Consider the following 23,725-nt stretch of genomic DNA (forward strand, 5'->3'; position numbering starts at 1 on the left):
CTCAGCGCCCGGATGCGCCGGTACGGCGCGCGGTCACCCGCTCCAGCAGTTGAAATCCGTCATAGATCAAGATCGCCATGATGCCCACAATCAAACCGCCCTGCAGCACGAAAGCGGTGTTGTTGGACAATAGCCCGGCGATGATCACCTCGCCCAACGTCTTGGCGGCGACCGTGGATCCGATCGTCGCCGTGGCCAGCGAGATGACCGCCGACAACCGCACCCCGGCCAATATGACCGGCACCGCCAGCGGCAGCTCGACCCGGAGCAGCCGCTGCGCCGCGGTCAGGCCCATGCCCCGCGCGGCCTCGTTGACGGCGGCGGGCACGTTCGACAACGCGGTCAGCGTGTTTTCGAATATCGGCAGCAACCCGTAAAGGAACAGCGCGATCAGCGTCGGCCAGTTGCCGAAGCCCATCACCGGCACGGCCAGCGCCAGCACCGCCACCGGGGGAAAGGTCTGCCCGATCGAGGTGATGGTGCGGGACAGCGGCCGGAACTCGGCGCCCGAGGGGCGGGTGACCAGAATGCCCAGCCCGACGGCCACGACCGTCGCCGCGCCCACCGCCAACGCCACCAGCATCAGATGGTTCAGGGTCAGCGACAAGAGGCTGGTCTGGGTATAGATCGGCGGCGCGTTGTTCTGGGTAAAGGGCCGGAACAGCGGCGCGAAGCTTTGCGGCGACAAAAGCATCGCGACCAGAAAGGCCAAGGCCGCCAGCCGCAGGATCACGCCGGGTCTCATCTGGTTGCCGCGCCCGTTCCGCGCGCATGTTTCAGCAGATCGTCCAGCGTCACGATGCCGCCGCCTTCGACGGGTAACGCATCGCGCCCGTTCCACAGGCATTCGGCAAGGGCGTCGCGTGCCGACGTGCCGGGGGCGATGGCGGGGCCGGTGGCCTCGCCCGGCCGGACCAGTGCGGAAACCGGGGTCAGCGACAGAAGATGGAAGGGCCGCTGATCCTGCCCGATCAATTCGCGCACGAAATCGGTGGCCGGGTTCTTCAGGATCTCGGCGGGCGGCGCGTATTGCAGAAGATGCCCCTTGTCCATGACCGCGATCCGGTCGCCAAGGCTTACCGCCTCTTCCATGTCATGGGTGACGATGACCAGCGTGGTGCCAAGCTGGCGTTGCAGCGCCAACAGGTCGGATTGCGCCTTGGCCCGGATCAGCGGATCGAGCGCGCCGAAGGGTTCGTCCATCAACAGCACCTCGGGCCGCGCCGCAAGCGCGCGGGCGACACCGACGCGCTGCTGCTGACCGCCCGACAATTCATGCGGCAGGCGGTCGCGGAACCGGGCGGGATCAAGTTGGAACAGGTTCAGCAGTTCATCCACCCGGGCGCGCACCTGATCCTCGGGCCATTTCAGCAGCCGGGGGACGGTGGCGATGTTCTGCGCCACGGTGCGATGCGGAAACAGCCCGTGGCCCTGAATGGCATAGCCGATCCGCCGGCGCAGCAGATGCGGCGGCATGGTCGAGACATCGACGCCCCCGATCAGCACCCGCCCCGAGGTCGGCTCGACCAGCCGGTTGATCATCCGCAGAAGCGTCGTCTTGCCTGAGCCCGAGGTGCCGACCAGCGCCGCGATCTTGCCCTTCGGCACGCTCAGCGAGACGTCGCTGACGACCTCGGTATCGTCATAGCGTTTGGTCAGATGCTCGATCTCGATCATCGGGTGGCGCCTTTCCGCGACAGCGCCTCGACCGCCAGATCCAGCGCGATCCCGGCGACGATGGCCATGAATACCGTGGGCAGCGCGCCGACCAGCACCAGATCCATGGCGGTCTGGTTCAGCCCCTGAAAGACGAAACTGCCAAAGCCGCCGCCGCCGATCAGCCCGGCGATGACGGCAAGGCCGATGTTCTGGACCAGCACGATCCGCACCGCCGCAAGGATCACCGGCAGGGCCAGCGGCAGAAGGATCTGGAACATCACCTGCCGGTCGGTCATGCCAAGGCCACGCGCCGCGTCCCGGGCATCGGCCGAAACCCCCTCCAGCCCGACCACCGTGTTCGAGACCACGGGCAAGAGCGAATACAGAAACAGCGCGATCAGCGCCGGCGCAAAGCCGATGCCGGCGATGCCCATCGCCGCCGCCCCCGGCACATTCGCCGCCACCCAGCCAAGGATCGGGATCATGATGCCGAACAGCGCCAGCGACGGGATGGTTTGCAGCATGTTCAGCGTCGACAGCACCGGCACCTTCAGCCGCGGCACCTGATACAGAAGCACCCCAAGCGGCAGGCCCACGACCAGCGCCAGCCCCAGCGAGCCGAAGGCCAGAAAGACGTGCATCCGCGCCTCGCGCCAGAACAGATCCTGCCGGGCATGATATTCGCGCATGACCGAAACCGGGTCCAAAAGCCCCGAGGCCAGCACCCCGATGACCGCCGCGCAGACCCCGGCCAGCACCAGCGCCCGCACCCATAGCGGCGGCCGAAGCTTTCCCATCGCATCCGCACCCATCAGCGCGAAGGTGGTCAGCAGCAGCCAGAAGCCCGCGCCCGGGGATACGCGGGCCAGCGTGTTGCCTTCGGGCGTCAGCCGACCGGCGCCCAGACCCAGCGTCAGCACCACCGCCGCCACCGAACCCAGCGCGAGGATCAGCCGCAGCCCTTGCGGCAGACGGATGATGCCCGCCACAAGGATAAGGCCAAGCGCGACCGCGACCAGCCAACCGCCGGGCGCGGCCAGAACCTCGGGCAGGCGCAGCCCGTCGCCGCCGACCAGCCGGTTCGCCTTGAACTGGATAAAGGGAAACGCCAGCCCCGCCGCGCCGAGCACCGCAAACAGGACGCCGGTCCGGTCAATCGGCAGCGATCGGGCCGGTCGGAGCGTGTCGGAAGGGGCATGGCTCATGGCGGATCGGGCGCTCATGGGGCAGGGCGCCGGCGCTGCGGCCGGCACCCCGCATCGGGTGGGGTCAGGGGGTTACTTCAGGAAACCCTTCTGGGTCAGATAATCCTTGGCCACGGCGGCGGCGGGCTCTCCGTTCAACTGGATGCGGCCGTTAAGCTCTTGCAGCGTGGCCAGATCGAGCGTGGCGAAGATCGGGTTCAGGACATCGGCGATCTGGGGATATGCGGTCAGCACTTCTTCGCGCACGATCGGCGCCGGCTCATAGACCGGCTGCACGCCCTTGTCGTCCTGCATCACGGTCAGGCCGGCCGACTGGATCGCCCCGTCGGTGCCATAGACCATCGCCGTGTTTACGCCCGAGGTCTGCTGCGCTGCCGCCGCGATGGTCGCCGCCGTATCGCCGCCCGAAAGCTGGACGAGCTGTTCCGGTTTCAGGGTAAAGCCATAAGCCTCTTGAAACGCCGGAAGCGCGGCGGGCGAGGTCACGAACTCGGTCGAGGCGGCCAGTTTCACCTCGCCGCCATCCGCGATCCATTTGCCGAAATCGGACATCGTGACGATCTTGTTCGGCTCGGCCACGTCGGTGCGCAGCGCGATCGCCCAGGTATTGTTGGCGGGCGCTGCGTCCAGCCAGATGATCTTGTTCTTTTCCTTGTCCAGTTCGGCCGCGCGGGCATAGGCCTGTTTGGCGTCCTTCCAGACCGGGCTGTCGCCTTCGTTGAAGAAGAAGGCCGCGTTGCCGGTATATTCCGGATAGATGTCGATCTGGCCCGAGGTGATCGCATCGCGCACGATCGGGGTGCCGCCCAGTTGCAGCTTGTCGACCACCGGAAGCCCGGCATTCTGCAGCGACAGAAGGATGATATTGCCCAGAAGCCCCGCTTCGGTGTCGATCTTTGACGAGACGACGATATCCTTTGCAAAGGCGCCGGTCGCGCCGATGGCGATGGCCGTGGCGGCGGCCAGAGTCTTGAAGAACTGCATTCCGAAATCTCCTGTCCAAAAGGCGGCGAGGATGGCCGCGATGGATATAGAATCAGTTTAGACCAAGAACCGGGTCGAAGGGAAACAGTGGCGCAGCCTTCACGATGGTTTTCAACCACCTGTCTGTGGCCATGGCCGCGTTAAGCTGCATAAGCCCCTGTGAATGGGGAAAATCATGTTCAAGGAACGGGACGAATTCGCGAACCTGTTCATAGACCAGCGCCGCCACCCCGACCGGCTTGTCCCGGGTCAGATCCAGCGCCTGCGCGGCCAGAACCGCCTCGATCGTCGACAGCCATTCCAGCGCCTCGGCCTGCGCCTCCATCCGCTCGGCGGTCAGGGACAGGAACACGGCCTCATCCTCAAGCCCGGCGGCAAGGGTCTGGTTGAGGACCGATACCGGCGGTGACAGGGCGGTCACGCGGACCGATTGCTCCAGCGCCAGTTTCATCATCGGGCCATAGCCGGTCGCGACGCTGCCGGGCGGCACGAGGTTGATCGGCAGGCCGCGCAACTGGCCGTTGGTCAACAACAGGCAACGGTTGAAGATATTGCGCGCCAGATGCGCCAGTGCGACCTGCATGGTCGACAGCCGTTGCGACAGGCCGATATGCAGACTTCCGCCGGACGGCACCACCTTGTCGCGCAGGATGACCGGGTTGTCGTCAACCCTCGCGGTTGCGTCCGAGACGCTTTGCGCGGCCTCGACCGCAGGCGGGATACAGGCCGCAAGGATTTGCACCAGCATGCGCGCGCTAAGGGGGTCGTGCACCCGGATCGTGACCGGCCAACGGCCGTCGTCCGGCAGCGCGCTGACCAGCCATTCGGCCATAAGTTGCTCGGCCGCGCCGCCCAGATCCGCGGCGGCTTCCCATGTCTCGCGGATCAGGGACATGGATTGCGCGCTGGCCGCGCCGGTCGCCATCAGCCGCCGGATCGCCCGGCCGCCTTTCGCGACCGCAAGGGCCGAGCGCGCGATCCCGCTTGCGTTGCTGGCAACGGCAGCAAGGGCGTCGCGGGTCGACATGGCCAGCGGTTGAATCCCGGCCTGCGCAAGCGCCTGCGCGGCGGGCAGGGCGCGACCCTTCAGGCGCGCCTGACCCTGGCCGGTCATCACCGTGGCAAGCTCGCCCATCTGGCCAAGGTCGCCGCAGCCGACCGACCCCAGACTGTGCATGACCGGTAGCAGGTCGTGGTTCAGCATCGCCCCCAGCGTGCTGACGAAATCGGTCGAACAGCCGACCCGGCCGCTGAGCGCCGTGTTCAGCCGGATCGCCACGGCCAGCCGGACCACGCCTTCGGGCAGTTCCGGCCCGACGGCAACCTGATGTGCGTGGGCAAGGGCCAGACTGAACTCGGGCCGCTCGGCCTGCGGGACGCTGCTGTCCTTCAGCGCGCCGACACCGGTGGTGCTGCCATAGACCGGCTGGCCCGAGCCGATCACCGCATCGAAGACGTTGCGGCCGGCCTGCACCCGCTCAAGCGCGGTCGGGGGGATTTCGACCGATAATTGCCCCGCGGCGATCGCACGCATCTGCGCGACGCCAAGGGGCGCGGAGTCCAGCGTGATCGCGGGGCGTTTCATGGCAAATGTCGACAGCCAACTGATTCGCCACCATATTAGCTGGCCGCCGTTTGCCGCGACAATATGCGTGATCGACCGCGTGCAAGCGTTCCGCGCGAGGCGAAGCGCGCCTTAGCGCGTGGCAAGGCGCTTGAGCATCGGGCCGCTGGTCGGCAGCACCGCCACCAGCCAAAGAAGCACGATGATGGCCAGATCGATCAGGAAGTTCGGGCCGTTCCAGGCCGTGGCGACGGCATCGGCAAGAATCGACAGCAGCACGCAGGCGATAAAGGTCACCAGCCCGCCGCGTCCGATATCGGAAAGCCCCCTGCCGCCGGCCGAACCGGCAATGGTGGCCAGCGCCCCCGACAGCGGCCCGGCCACGATCCATGCAGCGGCGACGGTGGACAAAAGGCGGGCGAAATCCATCGACCATTTGTCCATCGGCCCGGTGAACTGCCACAGCGCGTCGGCGACGGGTTTCCACTCGACCCCGTGGCGCAAGGCATATTGCAGCACCAGACCGAAGATCAGGATCACCGCCGCGGCGAACGTCAGGACCGCCGACCAGGGACGCAGTTTTTCCATCAGCGGCTTGCGGTAATAGCCCATCGCCGCGCCGATGAAGAACAGCGCCTGCCAGCCGAACGGGTTGAACAGCAAGCCCCCCTCGGCACGTTCGGTCGGCAAAAGGCTGTTCAGCGGCACCGCGAACCACCAGACCACAAAGGACAGCGTGGCAAAGACCAGCGGCTGCCGGGCCAGCAATGGCATGACCAGCGGCACGGCGGCGATCATCACCACATACATCGACAGCACGTCGAGCAGGTTGGGCTGCATCCACAGGCTGCCCAGTTTGACGAGATAATCGAGCGGATCGTTCACGATCATCTCGCCATAGCCGGTCCATATCGCGGTATGGGGCAGGTTCGCCGCCATCAGGGCCGCCGACAGAAGCGCCATCAGCACGCCGCCGATGATCAGCGCGCGCCAGACCTGAAACGCGCGGATGGCGAACCGCTTCTGCGCCGCGAATGTGCCGTGCTGGGTTGATACCGACAGCCAGACCAGCCCGACCAGAAAACCGGACAGAACCACGAACAGCTCAGCCGCGTCGAAAAGCGCGAAATTGACCAGCGTGACACGATGGAGCGCCGACCCGGGAAAATGGTCGATCATGATGCTGACCAGCGCGAAGCCACGCAGCATATCCAGCGTCTCAATTCGTTTCATCGCGACAGCTTTGCCCAGCTTTCCAACAATTCAGGGTTGGCCAAGACCGCCATGCGCTCTGCCAGAGAAAGAAACGACATAGCTTCGGCCGAGTTCCCAGCGGCCTTGATTTTGGCCTCTGCCGAGATCTCATCAAGCCGCTGCGCTGCGGGCCGTTTGATGCGCGGCGGCAACAGCGCGACATGCCGGGCGCGCGCGGCGGGGTCCTCGTGAAGCCGTGCGAATCCAATATCTTCGCCCAGATTAAAGGCCAGCGCGTGGGCGGCGGTCAGAATCGGCGGTGGGCGTCTTTCCGCCGGGGTCAGAAGCAGGCCCCGACGGCGGGCCCAACGGCCAAAGACGGGGCTGGCGCTCCATCTGGAGATTGCGGGCGAAAGGATCAGACCGGCCAGAATCGGCGACAGCCACGCAAGCTGCGCCGGCGCGAACCACGCCAGCCCCAGCGCCGTCAAAAGCCCGACGATGACATGCAGCGCGTGGCGGCGCAGGACCATGCCCCACGGCGGCATCGTGCCGGCGCGGACCTGTGCTTCCCAGCCGCTGTCCTCGCCGCGCAGGATGTCAAGGATCTGCCGGGTCTGGTTCAGCATCTGGACCGGCGCGATCAGCGACGACAACAGCACCTCGAACGTGGCGCTGGCGGCCATCCGCCGCGCGCCGCCGGCATCGTGGCGCAACGGGCGCGTGACGCCGACCGCGACGGCGATGATCTTGGGCAGCAGCAGAAAGCTCATCGCGGCGATGAAAAGCCAGACCATCCGCACCGGGTCAAAGGTCGGCCAGGTCGGGAAAAGCTGATAGGTCGAGGGGAAATAATCCGGCCGCGACAAAAGCACCACCGCCGAAAGGCAAAGCCCGGTGATGATCATGGCAAGCCAAAGCGGCGACATCACGAAGCCCAGAATGCCGATGACGAAATGCGCCCGGCTGACCCATGTGAAGCCCTTGGCGCCGATCACGCGCAGATGCTGAAGGTTGCCCTGCGCCCAGCGGCGTTCCCGCGCCGCCATGTCCAGAAGCGTGGGCGGCGAGCCCTCGAAACTGTCGCGCAGATCGTGGTCCAGCCGGACTTTCCAGCCGGCGCGACACAAAAGCGCGGCTTCGACGAAATCATGGGACATGACCGCGCCGCCAAAGGGCGGCCCGCCCGGCAGGACCGGCAGGCCGCAGCAAGCGGCAAAGGCGCGGACGCGAATCATCGCGTTATGGCCCCAGAAATTGCCGTTGTCGCCCGACCACGCCGATACGCCGCGCGCGATCGGGGGCCCGTAGATGCGACCCGCGAACTGCTGAAGCCGGGCGAAGATGGTCTGGCCATCGACCAGCATCGGCACGGTCTGGATCAGCCCCAGCGCCGGATCTGCGTTCATCCGCGCCGACATGATCCGGATCACGTCGCCGGTCAGGACGCTGTCGGCGTCCAGAACCACCATCTGGTCATAGCGCCCGCCCCAGCGGCGCACGAAATCCGCCACGTTGCCGGCCTTGCGGCCCTTGTTATCGGTGCGCCGCCGGTACCAGACCGGGATCGGAGATACCGCGCGCAGATTGGCGACGGCCGCCGTTTCCTGCATCCACGCATCGGGCAGCCGGCTGTCGGACAGAATGAATATCTCGGTCCGGTCGGCCAGCCCGACCGCCTCGATGTCCTGCGCAAGTGCGGCCAGCAGGCCCGAGGTTTCGCCCGCGTTCTCGTGATAGACCGGCATCACCACCACGATCCGCGCCGCGTTCGGCCCTTCGGGCGTGTCGAACTTTGGCGCGAAATAGCTGGCCAGAATCGAGGTGAAGGAAAACCCGACCCAGGAAAACGTCAGCGTGAACAGGACCAGAAGCACCATCTGCAACGGCGTGATCTGTTCGCCGAATACCAGCGTCATCTGCCACGCGCCGATGATCGCGATCAGCGCCGCGCCGCCAAAGGCGACCAGCCGGGCCAGAACGGTGTTCATCGTCGGCCGCTGCCGCGCCGGGCCGGGCGGAGGCGGTTTCGAAAAATCCTGCACCGGCATTTCAAGCCGGGATTCAGGCGGCACCGCCGGCTGCATCGGGGGCAGCGTCTCGGGCGGGGCTACGGCGGCTTCGGGGGGCGCGGCCGCCGCAGAGGCCGGGACGGTCATCCGCTTGTCCATCGGTGCAACCAGGTTTCGCTGATCGGGCCATCGGGTCCGACAAGGCGCGCCGAAAGCTCGGCCAGGGTTGCGTTCCCGGGCGTGAATTCAAACGCAAGGCGGAACAGGTCCTGCTCGGGCATGCGGACGGCATGCACCGCACCGATCTTGCCGGCCGAAGCCTGAACCACCAATTGCGGCTCCAACGCGCCGATCTGGGTCTCGGAAAAGTCGATGTTGTAGGTGCGCCAGTCCGCGGCATTGACGGAAATGCCGCTCATCGTGCGCATCGCCCGCGCCAGCGGCGGATTGTCGGGCGGCAGTTTCGATATGATCAGGTCATAGGCGAAATCGGCGCGCTGATTGGCGGCAAGCGCCTGCGCCGGCTGCCAGTAAGACACGATATTGTCGTTGAACTCATTCCGCACCGGAATTTCGACCAGCGTCACCGAGCCGCGGCCGAAATCGGAAACCGGCTGCACCCATGCCGACGGGCGATCCTGATAATCCGCCTCGGTGTCGCGATAGTCGTCAAAGCTGCGGGCGCGCTGGGCAAGGCCGAAGCCGCGGGGCGAGCTGTCCTGAAACGCCGAGATCTGCAGATTGGCCGGGTTCGACAACAGGCGCCACAGCCGCGCGCCCTCGCCGGTCAGCATCTGCAAGCCGTCACTGTCGTGGACGGCGCTGCGGAAATCGTCGATGCCGGGGCGGTCGGCGGGCGAGAACCAGAACATCGAGGTCAACGGCGCGATGCCGACATTCTGCAATTCGCGCCGGGGGAACAGGGCGCAGCGGACCTGAATGACCGTATCGGCCCCGGGCTCCATCAGGAACTCATAGGCGCCGGTGACTGAATCGCTGTCCAGAAGCGCATTGACGCGCACCATGCGGTCCCCCGGCTGCGGCCGGTGGATCCAGAAGGTGCGGAACAGGGGAAATTCCTCGCCCGCGCTGCTGCCGGTGCCGATCGCAAGCCCGCGCGCCGAAAGGCCATAGATCGTGCCGCGCGCGACCGCCCGGAAATAGCTGGCGCCCTGAAACACCACGAACTCATCCATGAAATCAGGGCGGTTCAGGGGCGCGCGCAGCCGAAAGCCGGACCAGCCGAGCCCTTCGACTTCTGTGGTGTCGATCCCTTCGGGGAACAGTTTCGGGTCGAATTCAAACGTATCGAGATTGAACGGCAGGGGGCGCGGCTGGCCGTTCTCGACGATGTTGATCTCGACCGGCTGGGTATAGATCATGCCCGGCGGCAAAAGATCGACGGCGAAATTCGGCAGGCCGCCCCATGGATCACGATCGCGGCGAAAGCGGATGGCGCGATATTGGTCATAGGTAAGCTTCGCGAAGGTGCCGCGCAGCGTCATCTGGGGCGCGGCATAGCTGCTACCCGAAAGATCCTTGGCGATCCCGACGACCGATTCAAAGCCGAACGGCGCCGCAGCGACCGGGGCGGCTGCCCCGTCCGGCGCGGGCGTGGGCGCGGTCTGGGTCTGCGCGAAAAGACCGCCGGCCGAGCCGCCCAGAACAGCAAGGGCGGCACCGCCGCGCAGGACATCACGTCTGATCATCGTTAACTTCCTTGACCGATGCGCGGGTTTGGCATCTGTCGTAAATCGCTGCAAGTCGTCAGGCAAATATCAGAAGGTCAAATCCACGCTATTGGCAATCTCTTGCGTAGTCACCTGCCCCGCCTTGCGGCGCCGCTGGGACCGTTGCCCACGCTTTGGGCTGGCCGTGTACAAGCGGACGCGGCCCGGCGCGCGACCACATGCCGCAGCGCTGAAACCCGCTTTCACGGCCGGCCGCGCCTGTGGTAAAACCCCGCGCATGCGGCGCTTGGTGGTCCTGTTTTTGGCGGTGGTTGTGGGGATCGGTCCGATGCCCGGCGCGGCGCGTCCGGCGATCGATGCGCTGAACGGCACGCCGCCGCCGCCGCTGGCGCGGAGCGACGACCGGCGTTGCCGTGACGACGGGACCTCGTGCATCGCGCGGGCGACCTATGTGCCCGATGTTTGCCTCGCGATCGCCCGGGCGGCGGGCGAGAACGACCTCGACCCGAATTTTCTGGCCCGGCTGCTGTGGAAGGAAAGCCTTTTCGATCCCTCGGCGGTCAGCCCGGCCGGCGCGCTGGGTATCGCGCAGTTCATCCCGTCGACGGCGCAGATCGTCGGGCTTGACGATCCGATGAACCCCGCCAAGGCGATCCATAAATCCGCCCGCTATCTGGCCGAATTATCGCGGGAGTTCGGCAATATCGGCCTTGCCGCCGTCGCCTATAACGGTGGCGAGGACCGGGCCGCGCGCTTCAAGGAAAAGGGCGGCGCGCTGCCGTTCGAGACCGAGGATTACGTGCAGGCGATCACCGGCCGTGTCGCCGAGGAATGGCGCAGCGCGCCGCCCGAGACGCTGGATCTGCGGCTGAAGAAGGACACGCCGTTTCACCTTGCCTGTGTCGAACTGGCCGGCGCCCGCAAGATCAAGGAATTCGCGACCCCCGACCGGATCTGGCCGTGGGGCGTGATCATCGCCAGCCATCCCAGCCGGGCCGGCGCGCAGAAATCCGTCAATCGGCTAAGCCGCATGTTGCGGCCGATACTGGGGGGCCGCAAGGTCAGCTATGTCCGTACCCGGATGCCCGGAATGCCGCGCCGCGTCCATACCGCGCAGGTCGGTTGGGACAACAAGGTCGAGGCGGTGCGGTTCTGCGCCCAGTTCCGGCTTGCCGGCGGGCGGTGTCTGGTGCTGAAGAACTGACCCCCGTTCAGGGCCTGCCGCCGGGGCGTTTGTTTGCGGGCGCCAGCACCCCCGCCGCCGCCACGATCACCAGCGATAGAACCGCCATGATCAGAAACGAGATCCGCAGCGAGCTGGCCCAAGCCAGAGCGGCAAGAAACGGCGGCCCCATCAGCATGCCGCCATAGCCAAGCGTCGCCACCCCGGCCAAAGCCCGCCCGGGCGAGGTGTCCGGGTCGTTGGCGGCGCGCGAAAACGCCAGCGGCATGACCACCGCATAGCCGATGCCCATCAGCGCGAAACCCGCCAGCGCAGCTGGATAACTGCCCAGTAGGACCGCCATCAGAACCCCCGCGGCGGAACAGGCGCCGCCCAGCCGGGCCGCCATGACGGTGCCGAAATAGCGGCTGATCTGGTCGCCGATCAACCGGACCGTGACCATAGCGACGGAAAACACCGCATAGCCAAGCGCGGCCATCCCTTCGCTTGCGCCGGCGATCTCGCGCAGGAAAATCGCCCCCCAGTCCGCCATCGCGCCCTCGCCCAGCGATGCGCAGAAGGCGACCAGCCCGACCAGCGCCAGCGGCCCGTGCGGCAGCGTGAAAAGCCGGCCCGCGGCGGGCTGCGCGCGATCCGACTGCCAGGCGATTCGGGTCGCCCGGATGCAGACCACGGCCAAAAACCCGCCGGCCAGCAGGAAATGCAGCCGTGGACTGATGCCCCATGATGCGGCCAGCCAGCCCGATAGGGCGCCAAGGCCCGCGCCAAGGCTGAACATGGCGTGAAAGAAGGACATGAAGGGGCGCGCGGTCCGCCGCTCGACCTCGGCGCCCCAACCGTTCATCGCGACATCCATCGCGCCGTGGACCGCCCCGAAAACAAAAAGCGCCAGACCCAGCGTCCACAAATTGACGGCCAGCGCGATGCCCAGCAATGCCGGTCCGTAGATCAGCGCCAATGCCCGGGTGACAGGTGCGGCGCCGCGTTGGTCGACCACGCGGCCGGCGATCGGGAATGCGCAGATCGCCCCCGCGCCCAGACACAAAAGCGCGACGCCCAGCTCGCCATAGGACAGCGCCAGCCCGGCCCGGATCGCCGGCACGCGCGACGCCCAGATGCCGAACAGCCCGCCGTTCAGCATGAACATGGCGATCACGGCGATTCGCGCCTTGCTTGGGTTAACCATTCCGTTGTCTTTGCTGCTTTTCACCCGTCCGCCGGGCGGTGAACTCTATGCCGGGCCTAAGGTATGGCCGCAACGTCATTCCATTGACAGAAGCCCGTGGCTGTCACCAAATAGAATACAGGCCGGCTGTCCGACCTCTGGGCGTACCGGCCATGCAATCCCCGACAACACGGTCGGGGCAAAAGGAAAGGACGCACCATGCGCTACCAGATCAGCGGAAAACAGATCGAAATCGGCGAGGCTCTCTCGACCCATGTCGAGAACGAGTTGGGCGAAACGGTGGGCAAATATTCCCAGCGCCCGACCGACGCCACGGTGATCTTTTCGCGCGACGCGCATGAATTTCAATGTGACGCAGTCGTTCATCTGTCGACCGGACTGACGGCGCAGGCCAAAGGTCATGCCACTGATATTTATGCGGCTTTCGAGGATAGCCGGGAAAAGATGGACAAGCAGTTGCGCCGCTACAAGCGGCGGCTGAAGGACCACCACAAGGAACGCAGCGAGCCGGTCGAGTTCGGTGCCGGCGGCAGCTATGTGCTGACCGGCGACGAAGACGAGTGGCAGGCGGGCGAATCCGGGCTGCAACCGATGATCATCGCCGAGATGGAGGCCCGCGTCCCGGTCTTGTCCGTCGGGGATGCGGTGATGCAGATGGAACTGGCCGGCACCCAGCTTCTGGTGTTCCGCAATGAAAAGCACGGCGGCGTGAATGTCGTCCACCGTCGTGAAGATGGCAATGTTGGCTGGATTGATCCTGCCGATCTGAAGTAAGGTGCCTCAACCCTGCCGGTGGCGACGCGCGCGCCGCCGCCGGCGTTGAGGTCGAAAAGGATCGAGACCATATGCAGCTTGCCGATATCCTGCAGCCCGGGGCGGTAAAGTCCCTGGCGCAGGTCGCCAGTAAGAAACGACTGTTCCACGAAATCGCTGAACTTGCCGCCCAGGTCTACGGGGTGGACGTGGCGCAGACGCTTGACGCCCTGCAAGAGCGTGAGGCCCTTGGGCCCACCGGCGTCGGTAATGGCGTGGCGGTGCCGCATGCGCGGCTGCACGGGCTGGACAGGGTCGTGGGTCTGTTCCTGCGGCTGGAAAAGCCGCTCGAGTTTGATGCGGTCGACCGCCAGCCGGTCGATCTGGTGTTCGCGCTGCTGGCGCCCAAAAGCTCGGGCGTGGATCACCTGAAGGCGTTGGCGCTTGTCTCGCGGACGCTGCGCGACCCGGAACTGCGGGCAAAGCTGCGGGCCAATGTGGATCCGGTGGCATTGCACGCCGTGCTGGCGGGTGCGCAGGGTCTTGCGGCGTGAACCGGCACGGGCGCCAAGATGCAATCCCCGACCCCGACCGAAGACAGCCGGCCTACCGGCCCGGTCGTATGGGTGTTGTTGGCAACCTATCAGGGCGCGCGGCACCTGGGCGAGCAACTGGCCAGTATCGCGGGCCAGTCGGGGGTGAACTGGCGGCTTCTGGTCAGCGATGACGGCTCAAGCGACGCGACGCTGACCATCCTGGCCGAGTTCGCGGCCACGCTGTCCGATCCGGGGCGGATGGTGGTCATGAAAGGGCCCTGCAAGGGCGCCGCCGAGAATTTCCGGCAACTGATCTCCGCTTTGCCCGATGGGGCCGATTATGCCGCCTTCTGCGATCAGGACGACGTCTGGCGCCCGGACAAGCTTGCCCGCGCGGTCGAGGCGCTGGCCGGGGTTCCGGCCGATGTGCCGGGGCTTTACTGCGCGCGCACGCTGATCTGCGATGAAGATCTGCGCCCGATGGGCAGCTCACCCGGTGTGCGCAGACCGCCGTCCTTTCGCAACGCGCTGGTCCAGAATATCGCCAGCGGCAACACGATGGTCCTGAACCGCGCGGGCGCGACGCTGATCAAGGCCGCGAATGCCGAAGCGGGGCCGATCGTCATTCATGACTGGTGGACCTATCAACTGATCACCGGGGTTGGCGGCAAGGTGATTTTCGATGATCAGACGGTGCTGTTCTACCGGCAGCACGCCCATAATGAAATCGGTGCAGATGTGGGTATCAGCGCGGTTTTCGGCAGGGCGCGGCGGCTGTTGCGGGGCGATGTCGGGGCGCGGAACCGGATCAACCTGCACGCGCTTGCGGATTCCGCCGATCGGTTGACCATCGAGAATCGCGCGGTATTGGCCGAATTCGCGCATCTTCTGGGCCCGAGCCGGGCAAACCGTCTGGCCAGCCTGCGGCGCGGACGCTTTTATCGTCAGTCGCGGGCCTCGCATGCGGCGCTATGGCTGGCGGCGCTGCTTGGAAAGCTGTAAAGGCCGCCGGCATGTCCGACGCTTATCCCCATATTGCCCGCGCGCGTTTCCTGTTGCACATCGGTCCCCCCAAGACCGGCACCACCAGCCTGCAGGAACTCGTTCTGCCGCGAATCGACGGTCTGGTTTATCTGGGCAAACCCTGGTTCAACCCCGACGTTCCTTACGACAAATGCGTGAATCTGCATCGCGCGGTCGACTCGGTTACCAAGGCACCCTTGGGCCATTTTGACGCCGACATGGCACGGCGGGCAGTCGAGGACTGGCTGACCCATTCGCCCGCCTTCGCCGCCGCCTCGGGCCGGCCGCTTTGCCTTTTGTCCGAGGAACGGCTGACGCTTTCAGACGTGGTGTCGCAGGTGGAAATTGCGGCGCGGCTGAGCCAGGTCTTTCCCGGCGCGCACGCCGTCTATGTGCGCCGCGAACCGGTTGCTGCCCTGCTGAGCCTTTACAAATGGCTCTATGCCCGCGCCTGGATCCATGACAGCTTTTCGCGATGGATCGACAAGGCGCTGCGCCCAGGGTCAACCTCGACCGGCGCCGTGGGGCTGCGCTATTACGATTGGGCAGCACTCAAACGCGGGTATGGCGCGCATTTTCCCATGCATCACGCCGAGATGGGCGACATGCACCGCGATGTGCACCGCTTCATGGCCGACTATCTGGGCGAAGCTGGTCCACTTGCCGAAGCGGGCGCGGCCCTTTTGGCCGAGACCCGACATACGGTGCTGAATGTCTCGCGCAACCGCGCCGTGTCGGAATTGCACCGCGGCGTGAAGCTGGCCATTCGCGGCTGGAACAAGCTGCCGTTCAGCAAGCTGGACGAAAAGCCAGAATATCTTGGCGAAGGGCCGATGTGGGATCGGCTGGAGGCACCGCTGCGGCGCCTGCCGTTAGGTCAGGGAAAGTTCCGGGTGACCGATCAGGACCGGGAACGCATCGCCCGTTACTATGCCGAGCGTGGTAATTGATCAGCCCTTGAACAGCGGATGCTGGAACACCTGCTGAAGATAATCGCGCAGGATCCGAATGCTTTCGTCATGCGCCTCGACCGTGGCACCAAGCCCGATGATCGCGTCGTCCTGCGCTTCGTTCTTGTCCTTTGAAAGCTGCCGGATGGTGTTGGCAAGCTCACGGTTCTGAGGCTCGTCACCCTGAAGCGCCTGAACAAGATCGGCCAGAATTCCGGCACCGACCGACGACCGGATGCTATCGGAATTGTCGATAAATGCGCGCCCGATCTGCCCGTCGATGGCCGGGGCCAAAGCGGCATGGACGTCGCCCTTCTGTTCGGACAGCAGACGGTCGATCCGCAAGTCGATCTGGTCGCCTATGGCCGGGGTCAGCGCCGCGTGAAGGTCATTTCGCTGGTCCGAGATTAGACGATCCACGCGCTGATCAATCTGCTGGGCGATCTTGTCTGATAGCGCGCTGTGGATATCGTCCCTGCGGTCGCGGACCAGTGTTTCGATCTCGTCGCCGATGGCCTGCCTTATCTGCGGCGCGAGGGCGGCATAGACATCTGTCGCCTGATCCCGCAACAGCCGATCTATGCGGTCGGTGACCGCTGCGGTGATCCTGTCGGACATGGCGGCGAACACCTGATCGCCGCGATCGTTGAACAGGCTTTCGGTCGCGGTGTTGAACTCTTGCTGAATGCGGGGGGCGATCGCTGCATAAAGATCGTCGACGCGCTGGTCGGACCAATCCTCGGCCTGCACCTGCGGCGTACGGCTTTCCTCCAGCCGCTTCAGCGTTTTCAGCGTTTCAAGTTCAGCCCCGGCGGCAAAGCGATGCTGCAGCGCCAACTCGCCGCCGTTGCGGGTGATCAGCGTATTTTCATAGCGGGTCATGTCAACGACGCCTTCGCCCGCAATTTCCATCGCATCGCGGATCAACTGCTGGTTGGCGGGTGTGAGGGTGCCCAGACGCTGGATGTCATTATCGGTCCTGTCGCCCAGACACAGGATGCCAAGCCCGTTGGAATGCGTGAAGTTGAAGGTCCGCCCCGGATAATCCTTCTCGATCTCTTCCCAAAGCTGCCAGACGCCGAAATCGTCCTTGCGTACGACCGTGTCGTGAAAGGCGATGACGCCATCCGGCGCCATCTTGGGCAGCCAGCTTTCGAAATCCTGCCGGACCGAGGCGTAATCATGTGCCCCGTCGATATGCAGCAGGTCGATCGACCCGTCATCGAATTCGGAAACCGCCTCGGAAAACAGCATCCGGCAGGTGTGAACGCGGGGGTCGTCACGCCGGGCGCGTTCCTCTTCGAACTGGGCAAGGACGCCTTCGCCATAGGCGCCGGTGTGCTGATCGCCTTCCCAACTGTCCACGGCCCAGATCTCGCGCACCTCGGGAATGTCCCGCGCGGCCTGCTGAAAGCTGAACAGGCTGTCGCCGCGATACGAGCCAAGCTCGACCACGCGGGCCGGGCGCAGGCTGCGGATCAGCCAGGCCGCGACCGGCGTCAGACCCTGCCAGGGGGTCTGGGTGGTACGGTATTCAGGAAAGAAACCAATTACATCACTTGGCGGCAGCAGCATCATCTATCCGATAGTTCAAGAGGCGAAACGTTCCAAGGCGCGTTGATAGATCGCCATATCCTCGGCGCAGTTCTGGCGGATCTCGTCTGCCATCCCCGGATCTATCGGCACCGCCTTTGTGTCCCACGCGGTGTCCTCGCGTGAGTTGATGGGCGTCGCGACCAGTTCCTGAATGCGGGGATGCTGCGGGTCGAAGCCGACCTTGGTGCAGAAATCCTGCACGGTGCGGGCGTAATGTTCCTGAATGATCGCGTGGGCGAGGTTTTCGATCCCAAGCCCCTCCAGATAGGCCGCCTGCGCGTTGCCGACAAAGCGGAAGCGCGACAATTGCACCGGGTCCAGTTCGCCCGCCATCACCTTCTGGTGGCGTTCGTTGTTCGGATCGCCATGCAGCGCCATGTGCCGGTACTGCGACAGCACCCGCTTGACCGGGTCGCGCAGCGTCGCGATGACCGGCACGCCGGGGAAAAGATCCTTGTATTTCAGGTAATGGTAATGGCCGTGGATGACCCGGTGATTGCGGGCGAATGTCGCGGGATCGGCGACGATTTCCGGGGCCGGTGTGCGCGCGGCCGTCAGATCACGCTCGGTCCCGTAATCGGTGTGTATGGCGGGTTTGCCATAGATCAGCGCCAGAGCCTGAATGAAGTTGGTGCCGGCGGTCTTGGGAATATGGACCGAAATCAGCGATAAGGGCCCGTAAGAGGACAGCAGTTCGGGCGCCGGCGCGGGCGCGGACTGAACCGCAGGGGCGCTAAGGGAAGCGGCCGCTTCCGCCGGCGCCTTGGCGGCGCGATGGGACGGTGCGTTCGCAGCGGCCTCGGCCGCGCGCATCCGTACCGGCCGGCCCGCCTCGGGCTTGACCCAGCCATCGACGAATGAGCCGGTCACCTGCGATACCAGCGATCCCTTGACGTGGATCTCGTCCTCTTCCCAGGTCAGGTCGCGGGGCGAGTTCATCACCATCTCGTAGGACGGGAAATAATCAACATGGTCAAAGGATTGGCGTGCATCCTCGGCCACGCAGCGCAGAAGCGATTTCGACAGCGAGGATGAGGCGACCACATCATCGGCGGTCATCGTCGCCTGAAGCGGCACCGGCGATACCGAGATGACGACCTTGGCCCGCGGGGCGAATTTGGCGATCGTGTGGATCAGCTTGTGCATCTGATCGCGCAGGAAGGCGAAATTCGGGCGCATATGCACAAAGCGGTTCTGGATCCTGCCGCCCGAATCCTTGACCCGCTTGGCCTCCTGGCGCATGGCGCGGGTGTGGGGCGAGGTGTTCAGGAAAAGCCCGGATTCGCGATCCAGCCACATCTCGACCAGCCCAAGCGTCACCACGACGCAATCGGCGTCGGCGATGCGGCGGGTGGTTTCGCCGATGCGCTCGCGGACGATTGCGTGTTCCTCCATCGACAACAGCCGCAGCCCCGAGGTCGCCGGGTCGAAATATTCGGTTTCGCTCAGCTCGATATACCGGCTGTCCTTGCGCAGATCAGGGTCGAAGGCGCGCTCGATCTCGTCGATCATCGAGGGGATGTTGAACTTGTTCATCGCCGCCCGCGGATCGCGCGGATCGGCGTAGAATTCCGGCGGGATGTTCGTGCCTTCGGTCAGGCAGGTCATTCCCTGCGCCGACAATTCGCGTTCGATGTTGCGGGCAAAGCAGGAACCGATGCCGAAGAACTTGTCGCTGCGCTCGAATTTGAACTTTGGCGTGCTGTTCACGTAAAAGAACGGCCGGTCGTAGCGGGCCTGCGCGGCGTTCGCGTCATTGCCGGTGTTCAGCCAACGCTTGTACTGGTTGGTTTTGTAGTTTTCCGAGATCGCCTCATACGGGGTGATGATCGGATCGGGAAGCTGGGGTCCGATCGCCGCCGCCAAGCGCTGGTCAAGCCGCGCGTCCTGGGCCGGTGGCTGCGGGGCGGTTCCAAACAGTTTATTCACCAGATTCATCGTCGTCATCCTTTCTCCGCTGCGCGGAAAATCGGGTGGGAAAGTTCCGGAAGGATATTCGCGAAACTCTCGTCCCAGCTGCCCGGGTGGTAAGTGTCTGCCCTTGCCAGCCGTGCGTCAACGTCATCGACGCGTGCGACGGCGCGGCCGATGGCGTCGGCCAGCCCCTGCACGGTCGGCTCGGCCGGCTCAAAATTGCCGGAAACCGAGCGGTACCATTCGGCGGTCCGGGCGCGGGTCGTATTGACCACGGTGATGATGCCGGACCGCACCATCTCGAACGGGGGAACGCTGGGATGGGGGGCGTACATCAGTCCCATGCCTACGTCGAAATCCGTCATCTGCCTGCGATAGGAATCGTAATCCATGTTGGGCAGCGCATGCACCTTCACGCCGTCAAGATCAAAGGTTTCACCCATTCTGGACGAGCCGAGCATGTAGAATTCCCACGGTTCCTTGTCAAAGACGCGGTCCTTGACCGCCCTGCTGATCGCCATCAGCGCGATGGTCATAAGGTTGCGCTTCGCATGCGCCTCGGGGCGGCCGTAGAATACGAACTTGCGGGGGTGCCGCTCGGCCATTTCCTGCGCAGAGGGCAGCGGGGCCGCCGGCAGCCCCTGTTCGAATACCGCGACCTCGGCGTCCGGTTCGACCAGCCCCTGATTGACAAAATGTTCCAGCAATCGCGCCGAATTGCAGATCAGGCGCGGGCGCGGGGATTGATGAAAGACGCTTTCCGCAAGGAACCGCGTCGAGTCGTTGGAATAGAAAATCCGCTCGTCTTCCTGAACGAAATAGTAATAAGCCCGCGTCTCGAGCGATTTCGCCAGTTTCGAGGCGACCTGCGAGGTTGTCCAGTCATAGGCCAGAACGGCGTCCCCGGGGCCCATGCGGACCGTGCGGGCGGCACCCAGACCCTCGATATGCGACTGGCCAAGAACGCCGCTGACCAGTTTGTTGCCGGCGAAGCTCTCCAGCAACTCGGCCCGGTCGGGGATCGGGCGCAGTACAAGGATGTTGGTCTTGACGCCGTGGTTCTGAAGGTAATGCAGGAACTGGAAAACCGCGATATAGCCGCCAAAGATGACCGATGCATTCAGCTCGGGCACCACCAGCCAAAGCCGAGGCGGCAGCGCGGTGTCGACGCGCACATTGACCGGCCGGTTGACAAAGGACAGCAGGAAATACTCGGCCCAGGCTTCGGCTTTGACATCGACGGTCTGCGCCTCGGCGGCGGCTTTGCGCGACAGCCGCGATCTCGCCGCGATCAGCGCCAGCTTGCGGGCCATCGAAAGCTTGTTGCGAACGCCTTTCTCTGCCCCGAGCATGTTCAACCCGGCCCGAACCTTGTCGCGGAATCTCATGAATAGGCCTTAACTCTTTACCGTGCCGCGGACCTATACCATCGGGCCTTCCCCTAGGAAACCGCCGTTCGAAGTATACCGGGCGGGACTTTGCGTCCCGCCCGGTATGCCGCCTATCAGTGGTGCGGCGATTGCCCTAAAGCACGAAATCGCCCGAATAATAGGCCGAGGCGGTCTGATTGCCATCGGCGATATACAGCGCGAACTCGGCCGTGGGATCGTTGTCGACATTGCCCTGAACCACGGTCCAACTGCCGTAGTTGATGACACGCAGGCCGCCACGCTCGATATTGCCCCAGGTAAAGGCCTGGTTGCCGGCCACCGTTTCATCGGCGTCGATGCCGCTCAGGTCGATAAGATCGCCCCCGGCAACCCCGGCGCCTTCAAAGGCCGGGGCGCCTTCGCTGGCGAAGATCTTGTCGAACTGGCCGCTGGTGGAATGGGACCATTCCTCGAACACGAAACGATCAGCCCCAAGGCCGCCGCCCAGATTGTCGGCGCCCGAGCCGCCGACCAGCGTATCCATCTGGTCGCCGCCGCGCAGGATGTCGGCATCGGCGCCGCCGCCCAGAAAATCGCTGCCGGCACCGCCGCGCAACTGGTCCAGCCCGCTGGCGCCGCCCATCGTGTCATTGCCGTCATTGCCCCACAGGCGATCGTTGCCGCCCTGACCAAGAATGACGTCATTGCCGCCGCGCCCGTCGACCATGTCGTTCGACGCCGTGCCGACGATCGAGTCGCCCCCCTGGCTGCCGTACCCGACCGAGGAGGACAGGATGTAATCGCCGGTGGTGGACTGATAGCCGTTGACCTGAAGAATGTAATTCGCGGTCGTGTTGGTGGTATAGGTCAGCTTCGCGGCATTGCCGATGCCGCTGTCGTCATCGGTGGCCAGCAAAGTGCCTCCGGCGGTGTAAAGGGCCAGAAAGCTGTCGTTCAGCGGCTGGCCGCCCAGATTGTCGGGGTCTGCCTTGAAGATATAGGTCAGATCCTGGATCAGCGAGATGGTGTAGTAATCCTTCTCTTGCGCGGCAGAGATCGAACCGAAATATCGTGTTCCTGTATATAGCGTAGGCATGCGATCTGCTCCTTGTTGGAAAGGTGTGGGACCTGCCGGTCCATCACCTGACCAAACCTTGGTCGCGCGCAATTGGTTTCGCCGCAGCTATCACAACTGTGTTCTATCCCGTCACGCTGCCCCGCGAATGGCCTGCGTTGGAACGGACAGGGACTCGCCCCTACCGGCGTAGGTCGGCCACGCCCGCGATGCCGCGCCCCAGCAACGGCAGCTTTTTCGCGGTCGGGGCAATGGTCCGTGCTCGGCAGGCGCGTGACGCTTGGCGCCCCCGCCCGGTTGATGGGGCGGTGGCGCCTGATCGAATTGCTGGCATCCGATGCCGGGAACCCGACCTACAGGATGAAGTCGTTCTGGTTATAGGCCGCCGCCGCCACACCGTCGTCGCCGATCAGGATCGCGACCTCGGCGGCGCCGTCATTGTCGATGTTGCCCTGGACCAGAGACCATGCGCCATAGTCGACGACGCGCAACTGCCCCTTGCCGATGCCGCCGAAGCTGAATGCCTGATTGCCCGGTGTGGTCAGATCGGCGTCGATCGTGCTGATGTCGATGACGTCGCCGCCCTGAACGCCCGCGCCTTCAAAGGCGACGGCGCCTTCGGCCGCCATGATCTTGTCCTGCGCGCCCGAGGTCGAATGCTGCCACGCCTCGAACACGAATGTATCGGCACCGGTGCCGCCGGCGAGATTGTCGACACCGCCGCCGCCGACGATACGGTCGTCGCCCGAGCCGCCGCGAAGGATGTCGTTATCGGTCGCCCCCAGAAGCGTGTCGTTGCCGTAGCCGCCGCGCAGTTGATCGCGGCCAGTCGCCCCGCCAAGAAGGTCATTGCCGCTATTGCCCCACAGCCGGTCGTCGCCGTCCATTCCGTATATGGTGTCATTGCCGCCGCGGCCGTCGACCATGTCATTGCGGGATGTGCCTTCGATGCTCTCCCCCAGCGAGCGACCAAACCCGACCGAAAGCGAAGCCCGATACAAGCCCGTCGCATCGTTGTTGTGTTCGAATACGTTCAATCTGTACGTTCCGGTGCTGGTCGGTGTGTAAGCCAGTCGGGAATTCAGCCCGGCGCCTCCGTCATCGTCGGTTCCGACCGTATCCCAACCGCCCGGGAGCGGGAACCAGTTCCACTTCTCAAGCGAAATTTCAGGATCGTTAAGTGGCGACGCGCCGGGTATGAAAATGGAAGTATAGCCGACCACGTTGATGACATAATCGAGCCCGCCGATCATCGTGACGGAATAGCGGTCGATCTCTCCATTGGCCGAGATGTTTCCGATCCTGCCTGTGCCGCTGTCTATATATGTGGATGGGTAAGGGGGAAAAGGTATGATAGGCATAACAACCTCCAGTTGCAAAGCGATGTTAATAATCGCGTGTGGCGATCTATCGCGGAATATGGGACAGAAAGGCGTCGAGACCTGAATTCAGTAAGGTTTGACGCTACAGGTCAGTGACTCGGTTCTTGACCACATAAAAATTACACCGATCTGCTGTAATTTCAATTATTTTCATACCGGGATTTATCCGGATGAATTTTTAACGAATGTCTATAATTTATTATAACACATTGATATATTTGTATTTTAATACATAAATATGTTATAATTATCTGGGTTTCGGAACCGGTTCCGTAACCTAGAAAGTTATTTTCAGGCGCGGCTGTCTGTCGCGGCTGCGCCATTTTCTACTTAAAATAAATGAGAATGTATCCGTAAAATGAACGAGAATGTCTGAGGGGAAAAATATATCCGGATCAGATTTCGACGGCGTCCGGCGCCGTTGATTCGGTGCAGGGCTTTGAAAGCC

General features: G+C 64.2%; 19 protein-coding genes. 5 read left to right on the forward strand and 14 right to left on the reverse strand.

Annotation, left to right across the window (positions count from 1 at the left end; genetic code table 11):
• Window position 1: 1 nt before the first annotated feature.
• The 8 genes from ACFSCT_RS09185 to ACFSCT_RS09220 form a co-directional block, all read right to left on the reverse strand.
• Window positions 2-745, reverse strand: a complete 744-nt coding sequence (locus ACFSCT_RS09185; protein WP_379142114.1) for an ABC transporter permease — start codon at window positions 743-745, stop codon at window positions 2-4.
• Window positions 742-1,677 (reverse strand): ABC transporter ATP-binding protein, encoded by a 936-nt coding sequence (locus tag ACFSCT_RS09190; protein ID WP_379142115.1) that lies wholly within the window; start codon window positions 1,675-1,677, stop codon window positions 742-744. Before ACFSCT_RS09190 ends, ACFSCT_RS09185 begins: the two co-directional genes overlap by 4 nt.
• Window positions 1,674-2,882, reverse strand: coding sequence for an ABC transporter permease (locus ACFSCT_RS09195; protein WP_379142117.1), 1,209 nt, complete (start codon window positions 2,880-2,882; stop codon window positions 1,674-1,676). Before ACFSCT_RS09195 ends, ACFSCT_RS09190 begins: the two co-directional genes overlap by 4 nt.
• Before the next feature lie 54 nt (window positions 2,883-2,936).
• A complete protein-coding gene (gene osmF, locus ACFSCT_RS09200) occupies window positions 2,937-3,848 on the reverse strand; it encodes a glycine betaine ABC transporter substrate-binding protein OsmF (protein WP_379142118.1) in 912 nt (303 codons plus the stop codon).
• Window positions 3,849-3,900: 52 nt separating this feature from the next.
• Complete coding sequence (locus ACFSCT_RS09205; protein ID WP_379142120.1) at window positions 3,901-5,433, reverse strand: aromatic amino acid ammonia-lyase; 1,533 nt, start codon at window positions 5,431-5,433, stop codon at window positions 3,901-3,903.
• Window positions 5,434-5,544: 111 nt separating this feature from the next.
• Window positions 5,545-6,645, reverse strand: coding sequence for an OpgC domain-containing protein (opgC, locus tag ACFSCT_RS09210; RefSeq protein WP_379142122.1), 1,101 nt, complete (start codon window positions 6,643-6,645; stop codon window positions 5,545-5,547).
• Window positions 6,642-8,765 (reverse strand): glucans biosynthesis glucosyltransferase MdoH, encoded by a 2,124-nt coding sequence (gene mdoH / locus ACFSCT_RS09215; protein ID WP_379142124.1) that lies wholly within the window; start codon window positions 8,763-8,765, stop codon window positions 6,642-6,644. The genes opgC and mdoH overlap by 4 nt, the downstream gene beginning before the upstream one ends.
• On the reverse strand, window positions 8,762-10,327 hold the full coding sequence (locus ACFSCT_RS09220) for an OpgD/OpgG family glucan biosynthesis protein (protein WP_379142126.1): 1,566 nt from the start codon (window positions 10,325-10,327) through the stop codon (window positions 8,762-8,764). The genes mdoH and ACFSCT_RS09220 overlap by 4 nt, the downstream gene beginning before the upstream one ends.
• Window positions 10,328-10,598: 271 nt before the next feature.
• Between ACFSCT_RS09220 and ACFSCT_RS09225 the strand changes: the two genes are divergently transcribed.
• Window positions 10,599-11,513 (forward strand): lytic transglycosylase domain-containing protein, encoded by a 915-nt coding sequence (locus ACFSCT_RS09225; RefSeq protein ID WP_379142128.1) that lies wholly within the window; start codon window positions 10,599-10,601, stop codon window positions 11,511-11,513.
• A 7-nt stretch (window positions 11,514-11,520) separates the two neighbouring features.
• Here the strand turns inward: ACFSCT_RS09225 and ACFSCT_RS09230 are convergent, their stop codons facing one another.
• Entirely contained in the window at window positions 11,521-12,678 is a 1,158-nt protein-coding gene (locus ACFSCT_RS09230; RefSeq protein WP_379142131.1) for an MFS transporter, read from the reverse strand.
• 198 nt (window positions 12,679-12,876) lie between these two features.
• Between ACFSCT_RS09230 and hpf the strand changes: the two genes are divergently transcribed.
• The 4 genes from hpf to ACFSCT_RS09250 all read left to right on the forward strand — a co-directional run bounded on the left by hpf (window position 12,877) and on the right by ACFSCT_RS09250 (window position 15,940).
• The gene (gene hpf / locus ACFSCT_RS09235) at window positions 12,877-13,452 is read left to right on the forward strand and encodes a ribosome hibernation-promoting factor, HPF/YfiA family (RefSeq protein ID WP_379142133.1); all 576 of its coding nucleotides are present in this window, start codon (window positions 12,877-12,879) and stop codon (window positions 13,450-13,452) included.
• 71 nt (window positions 13,453-13,523) lie between these two features.
• Window positions 13,524-13,985 (forward strand): PTS sugar transporter subunit IIA, encoded by a 462-nt coding sequence (locus ACFSCT_RS09240; protein ID WP_379142134.1) that lies wholly within the window; start codon window positions 13,524-13,526, stop codon window positions 13,983-13,985.
• Window positions 13,986-14,003: 18 nt separating this feature from the next.
• Complete coding sequence (locus ACFSCT_RS09245) at window positions 14,004-14,969, forward strand: glycosyltransferase family 2 protein (RefSeq protein ID WP_379142136.1); 966 nt, start codon at window positions 14,004-14,006, stop codon at window positions 14,967-14,969.
• A gap of 11 nt (window positions 14,970-14,980) precedes the next feature.
• On the forward strand, window positions 14,981-15,940 hold the full coding sequence (locus ACFSCT_RS09250) for a hypothetical protein (protein ID WP_379142138.1): 960 nt from the start codon (window positions 14,981-14,983) through the stop codon (window positions 15,938-15,940).
• Here ACFSCT_RS09250 and ACFSCT_RS09255 read toward each other — a convergent pair whose 3' ends face one another.
• The 5 genes from ACFSCT_RS09255 to ACFSCT_RS09275 all read right to left on the reverse strand — a co-directional run bounded on the left by ACFSCT_RS09255 (window position 15,941) and on the right by ACFSCT_RS09275 (window position 23,256).
• Window positions 15,941-17,515 (reverse strand): class I SAM-dependent methyltransferase, encoded by a 1,575-nt coding sequence (locus ACFSCT_RS09255; RefSeq protein WP_379142140.1) that lies wholly within the window; start codon window positions 17,513-17,515, stop codon window positions 15,941-15,943.
• A gap of 15 nt (window positions 17,516-17,530) precedes the next feature.
• The gene (locus ACFSCT_RS09260; protein WP_379142141.1) at window positions 17,531-19,474 is read right to left on the reverse strand and encodes a GSCFA domain-containing protein; all 1,944 of its coding nucleotides are present in this window, start codon (window positions 19,472-19,474) and stop codon (window positions 17,531-17,533) included.
• Between the two features lie 5 nt (window positions 19,475-19,479).
• Window positions 19,480-20,838, reverse strand: a complete 1,359-nt coding sequence (locus tag ACFSCT_RS09265) for a rhamnosyltransferase WsaF family glycosyltransferase (RefSeq protein ID WP_379142144.1) — start codon at window positions 20,836-20,838, stop codon at window positions 19,480-19,482.
• Window positions 20,839-20,974: 136 nt separating this feature from the next.
• Entirely contained in the window at window positions 20,975-21,916 is a 942-nt protein-coding gene (locus tag ACFSCT_RS09270) for a calcium-binding protein (protein ID WP_379142145.1), read from the reverse strand.
• Window positions 21,917-22,248: 332 nt separating this feature from the next.
• Window positions 22,249-23,256 (reverse strand): calcium-binding protein, encoded by a 1,008-nt coding sequence (locus ACFSCT_RS09275; protein WP_379142148.1) that lies wholly within the window; start codon window positions 23,254-23,256, stop codon window positions 22,249-22,251.
• Window positions 23,257-23,725 lie beyond the last annotated feature (469 nt).

Source organism: Paracoccus pacificus (genome assembly GCF_042680785.1).
In the GTDB taxonomy this organism is placed as follows: Bacteria; Pseudomonadota; Alphaproteobacteria; order Rhodobacterales; family Rhodobacteraceae; genus Paracoccus; species Paracoccus pacificus.

Coding starts and splice junctions, on each gene's coding strand:
- ACFSCT_RS09185 (WP_379142114.1), bottom strand. CDS start 745: ATGAGACCCGGCGTGATCCTGCGGCTGGCGGCCTTGGCCTTTCTGGTC.
- ACFSCT_RS09245 (WP_379142136.1), top strand. CDS start 14,004: ATGCAATCCCCGACCCCGACCGAAGACAGCCGGCCTACCGGCCCGGTC.
- ACFSCT_RS09205 (WP_379142120.1), bottom strand. CDS start 5,433: ATGAAACGCCCCGCGATCACGCTGGACTCCGCGCCCCTTGGCGTCGCG.
- ACFSCT_RS09195 (WP_379142117.1), bottom strand. CDS start 2,882: ATGAGCGCCCGATCCGCCATGAGCCATGCCCCTTCCGACACGCTCCGA.
- ACFSCT_RS09255 (WP_379142140.1), bottom strand. CDS start 17,515: ATGCTGCTGCCGCCAAGTGATGTAATTGGTTTCTTTCCTGAATACCGT.
- opgC (WP_379142122.1), bottom strand. CDS start 6,645: ATGAAACGAATTGAGACGCTGGATATGCTGCGTGGCTTCGCGCTGGTC.
- ACFSCT_RS09230 (WP_379142131.1), bottom strand. CDS start 12,678: ATGGTTAACCCAAGCAAGGCGCGAATCGCCGTGATCGCCATGTTCATG.
- hpf (WP_379142133.1), top strand. CDS start 12,877: ATGCGCTACCAGATCAGCGGAAAACAGATCGAAATCGGCGAGGCTCTC.
- ACFSCT_RS09250 (WP_379142138.1), top strand. CDS start 14,981: ATGTCCGACGCTTATCCCCATATTGCCCGCGCGCGTTTCCTGTTGCAC.
- mdoH (WP_379142124.1), bottom strand. CDS start 8,765: ATGACCGTCCCGGCCTCTGCGGCGGCCGCGCCCCCCGAAGCCGCCGTA.
- ACFSCT_RS09240 (WP_379142134.1), top strand. CDS start 13,524: ATGCAGCTTGCCGATATCCTGCAGCCCGGGGCGGTAAAGTCCCTGGCG.
- ACFSCT_RS09260 (WP_379142141.1), bottom strand. CDS start 19,474: ATGAATCTGGTGAATAAACTGTTTGGAACCGCCCCGCAGCCACCGGCC.
- ACFSCT_RS09220 (WP_379142126.1), bottom strand. CDS start 10,327: ATGATCAGACGTGATGTCCTGCGCGGCGGTGCCGCCCTTGCTGTTCTG.
- ACFSCT_RS09270 (WP_379142145.1), bottom strand. CDS start 21,916: ATGCCTACGCTATATACAGGAACACGATATTTCGGTTCGATCTCTGCC.
- ACFSCT_RS09190 (WP_379142115.1), bottom strand. CDS start 1,677: ATGATCGAGATCGAGCATCTGACCAAACGCTATGACGATACCGAGGTC.
- osmF (WP_379142118.1), bottom strand. CDS start 3,848: ATGCAGTTCTTCAAGACTCTGGCCGCCGCCACGGCCATCGCCATCGGC.
- ACFSCT_RS09265 (WP_379142144.1), bottom strand. CDS start 20,838: ATGAGATTCCGCGACAAGGTTCGGGCCGGGTTGAACATGCTCGGGGCA.
- ACFSCT_RS09275 (WP_379142148.1), bottom strand. CDS start 23,256: ATGCCTATCATACCTTTTCCCCCTTACCCATCCACATATATAGACAGC.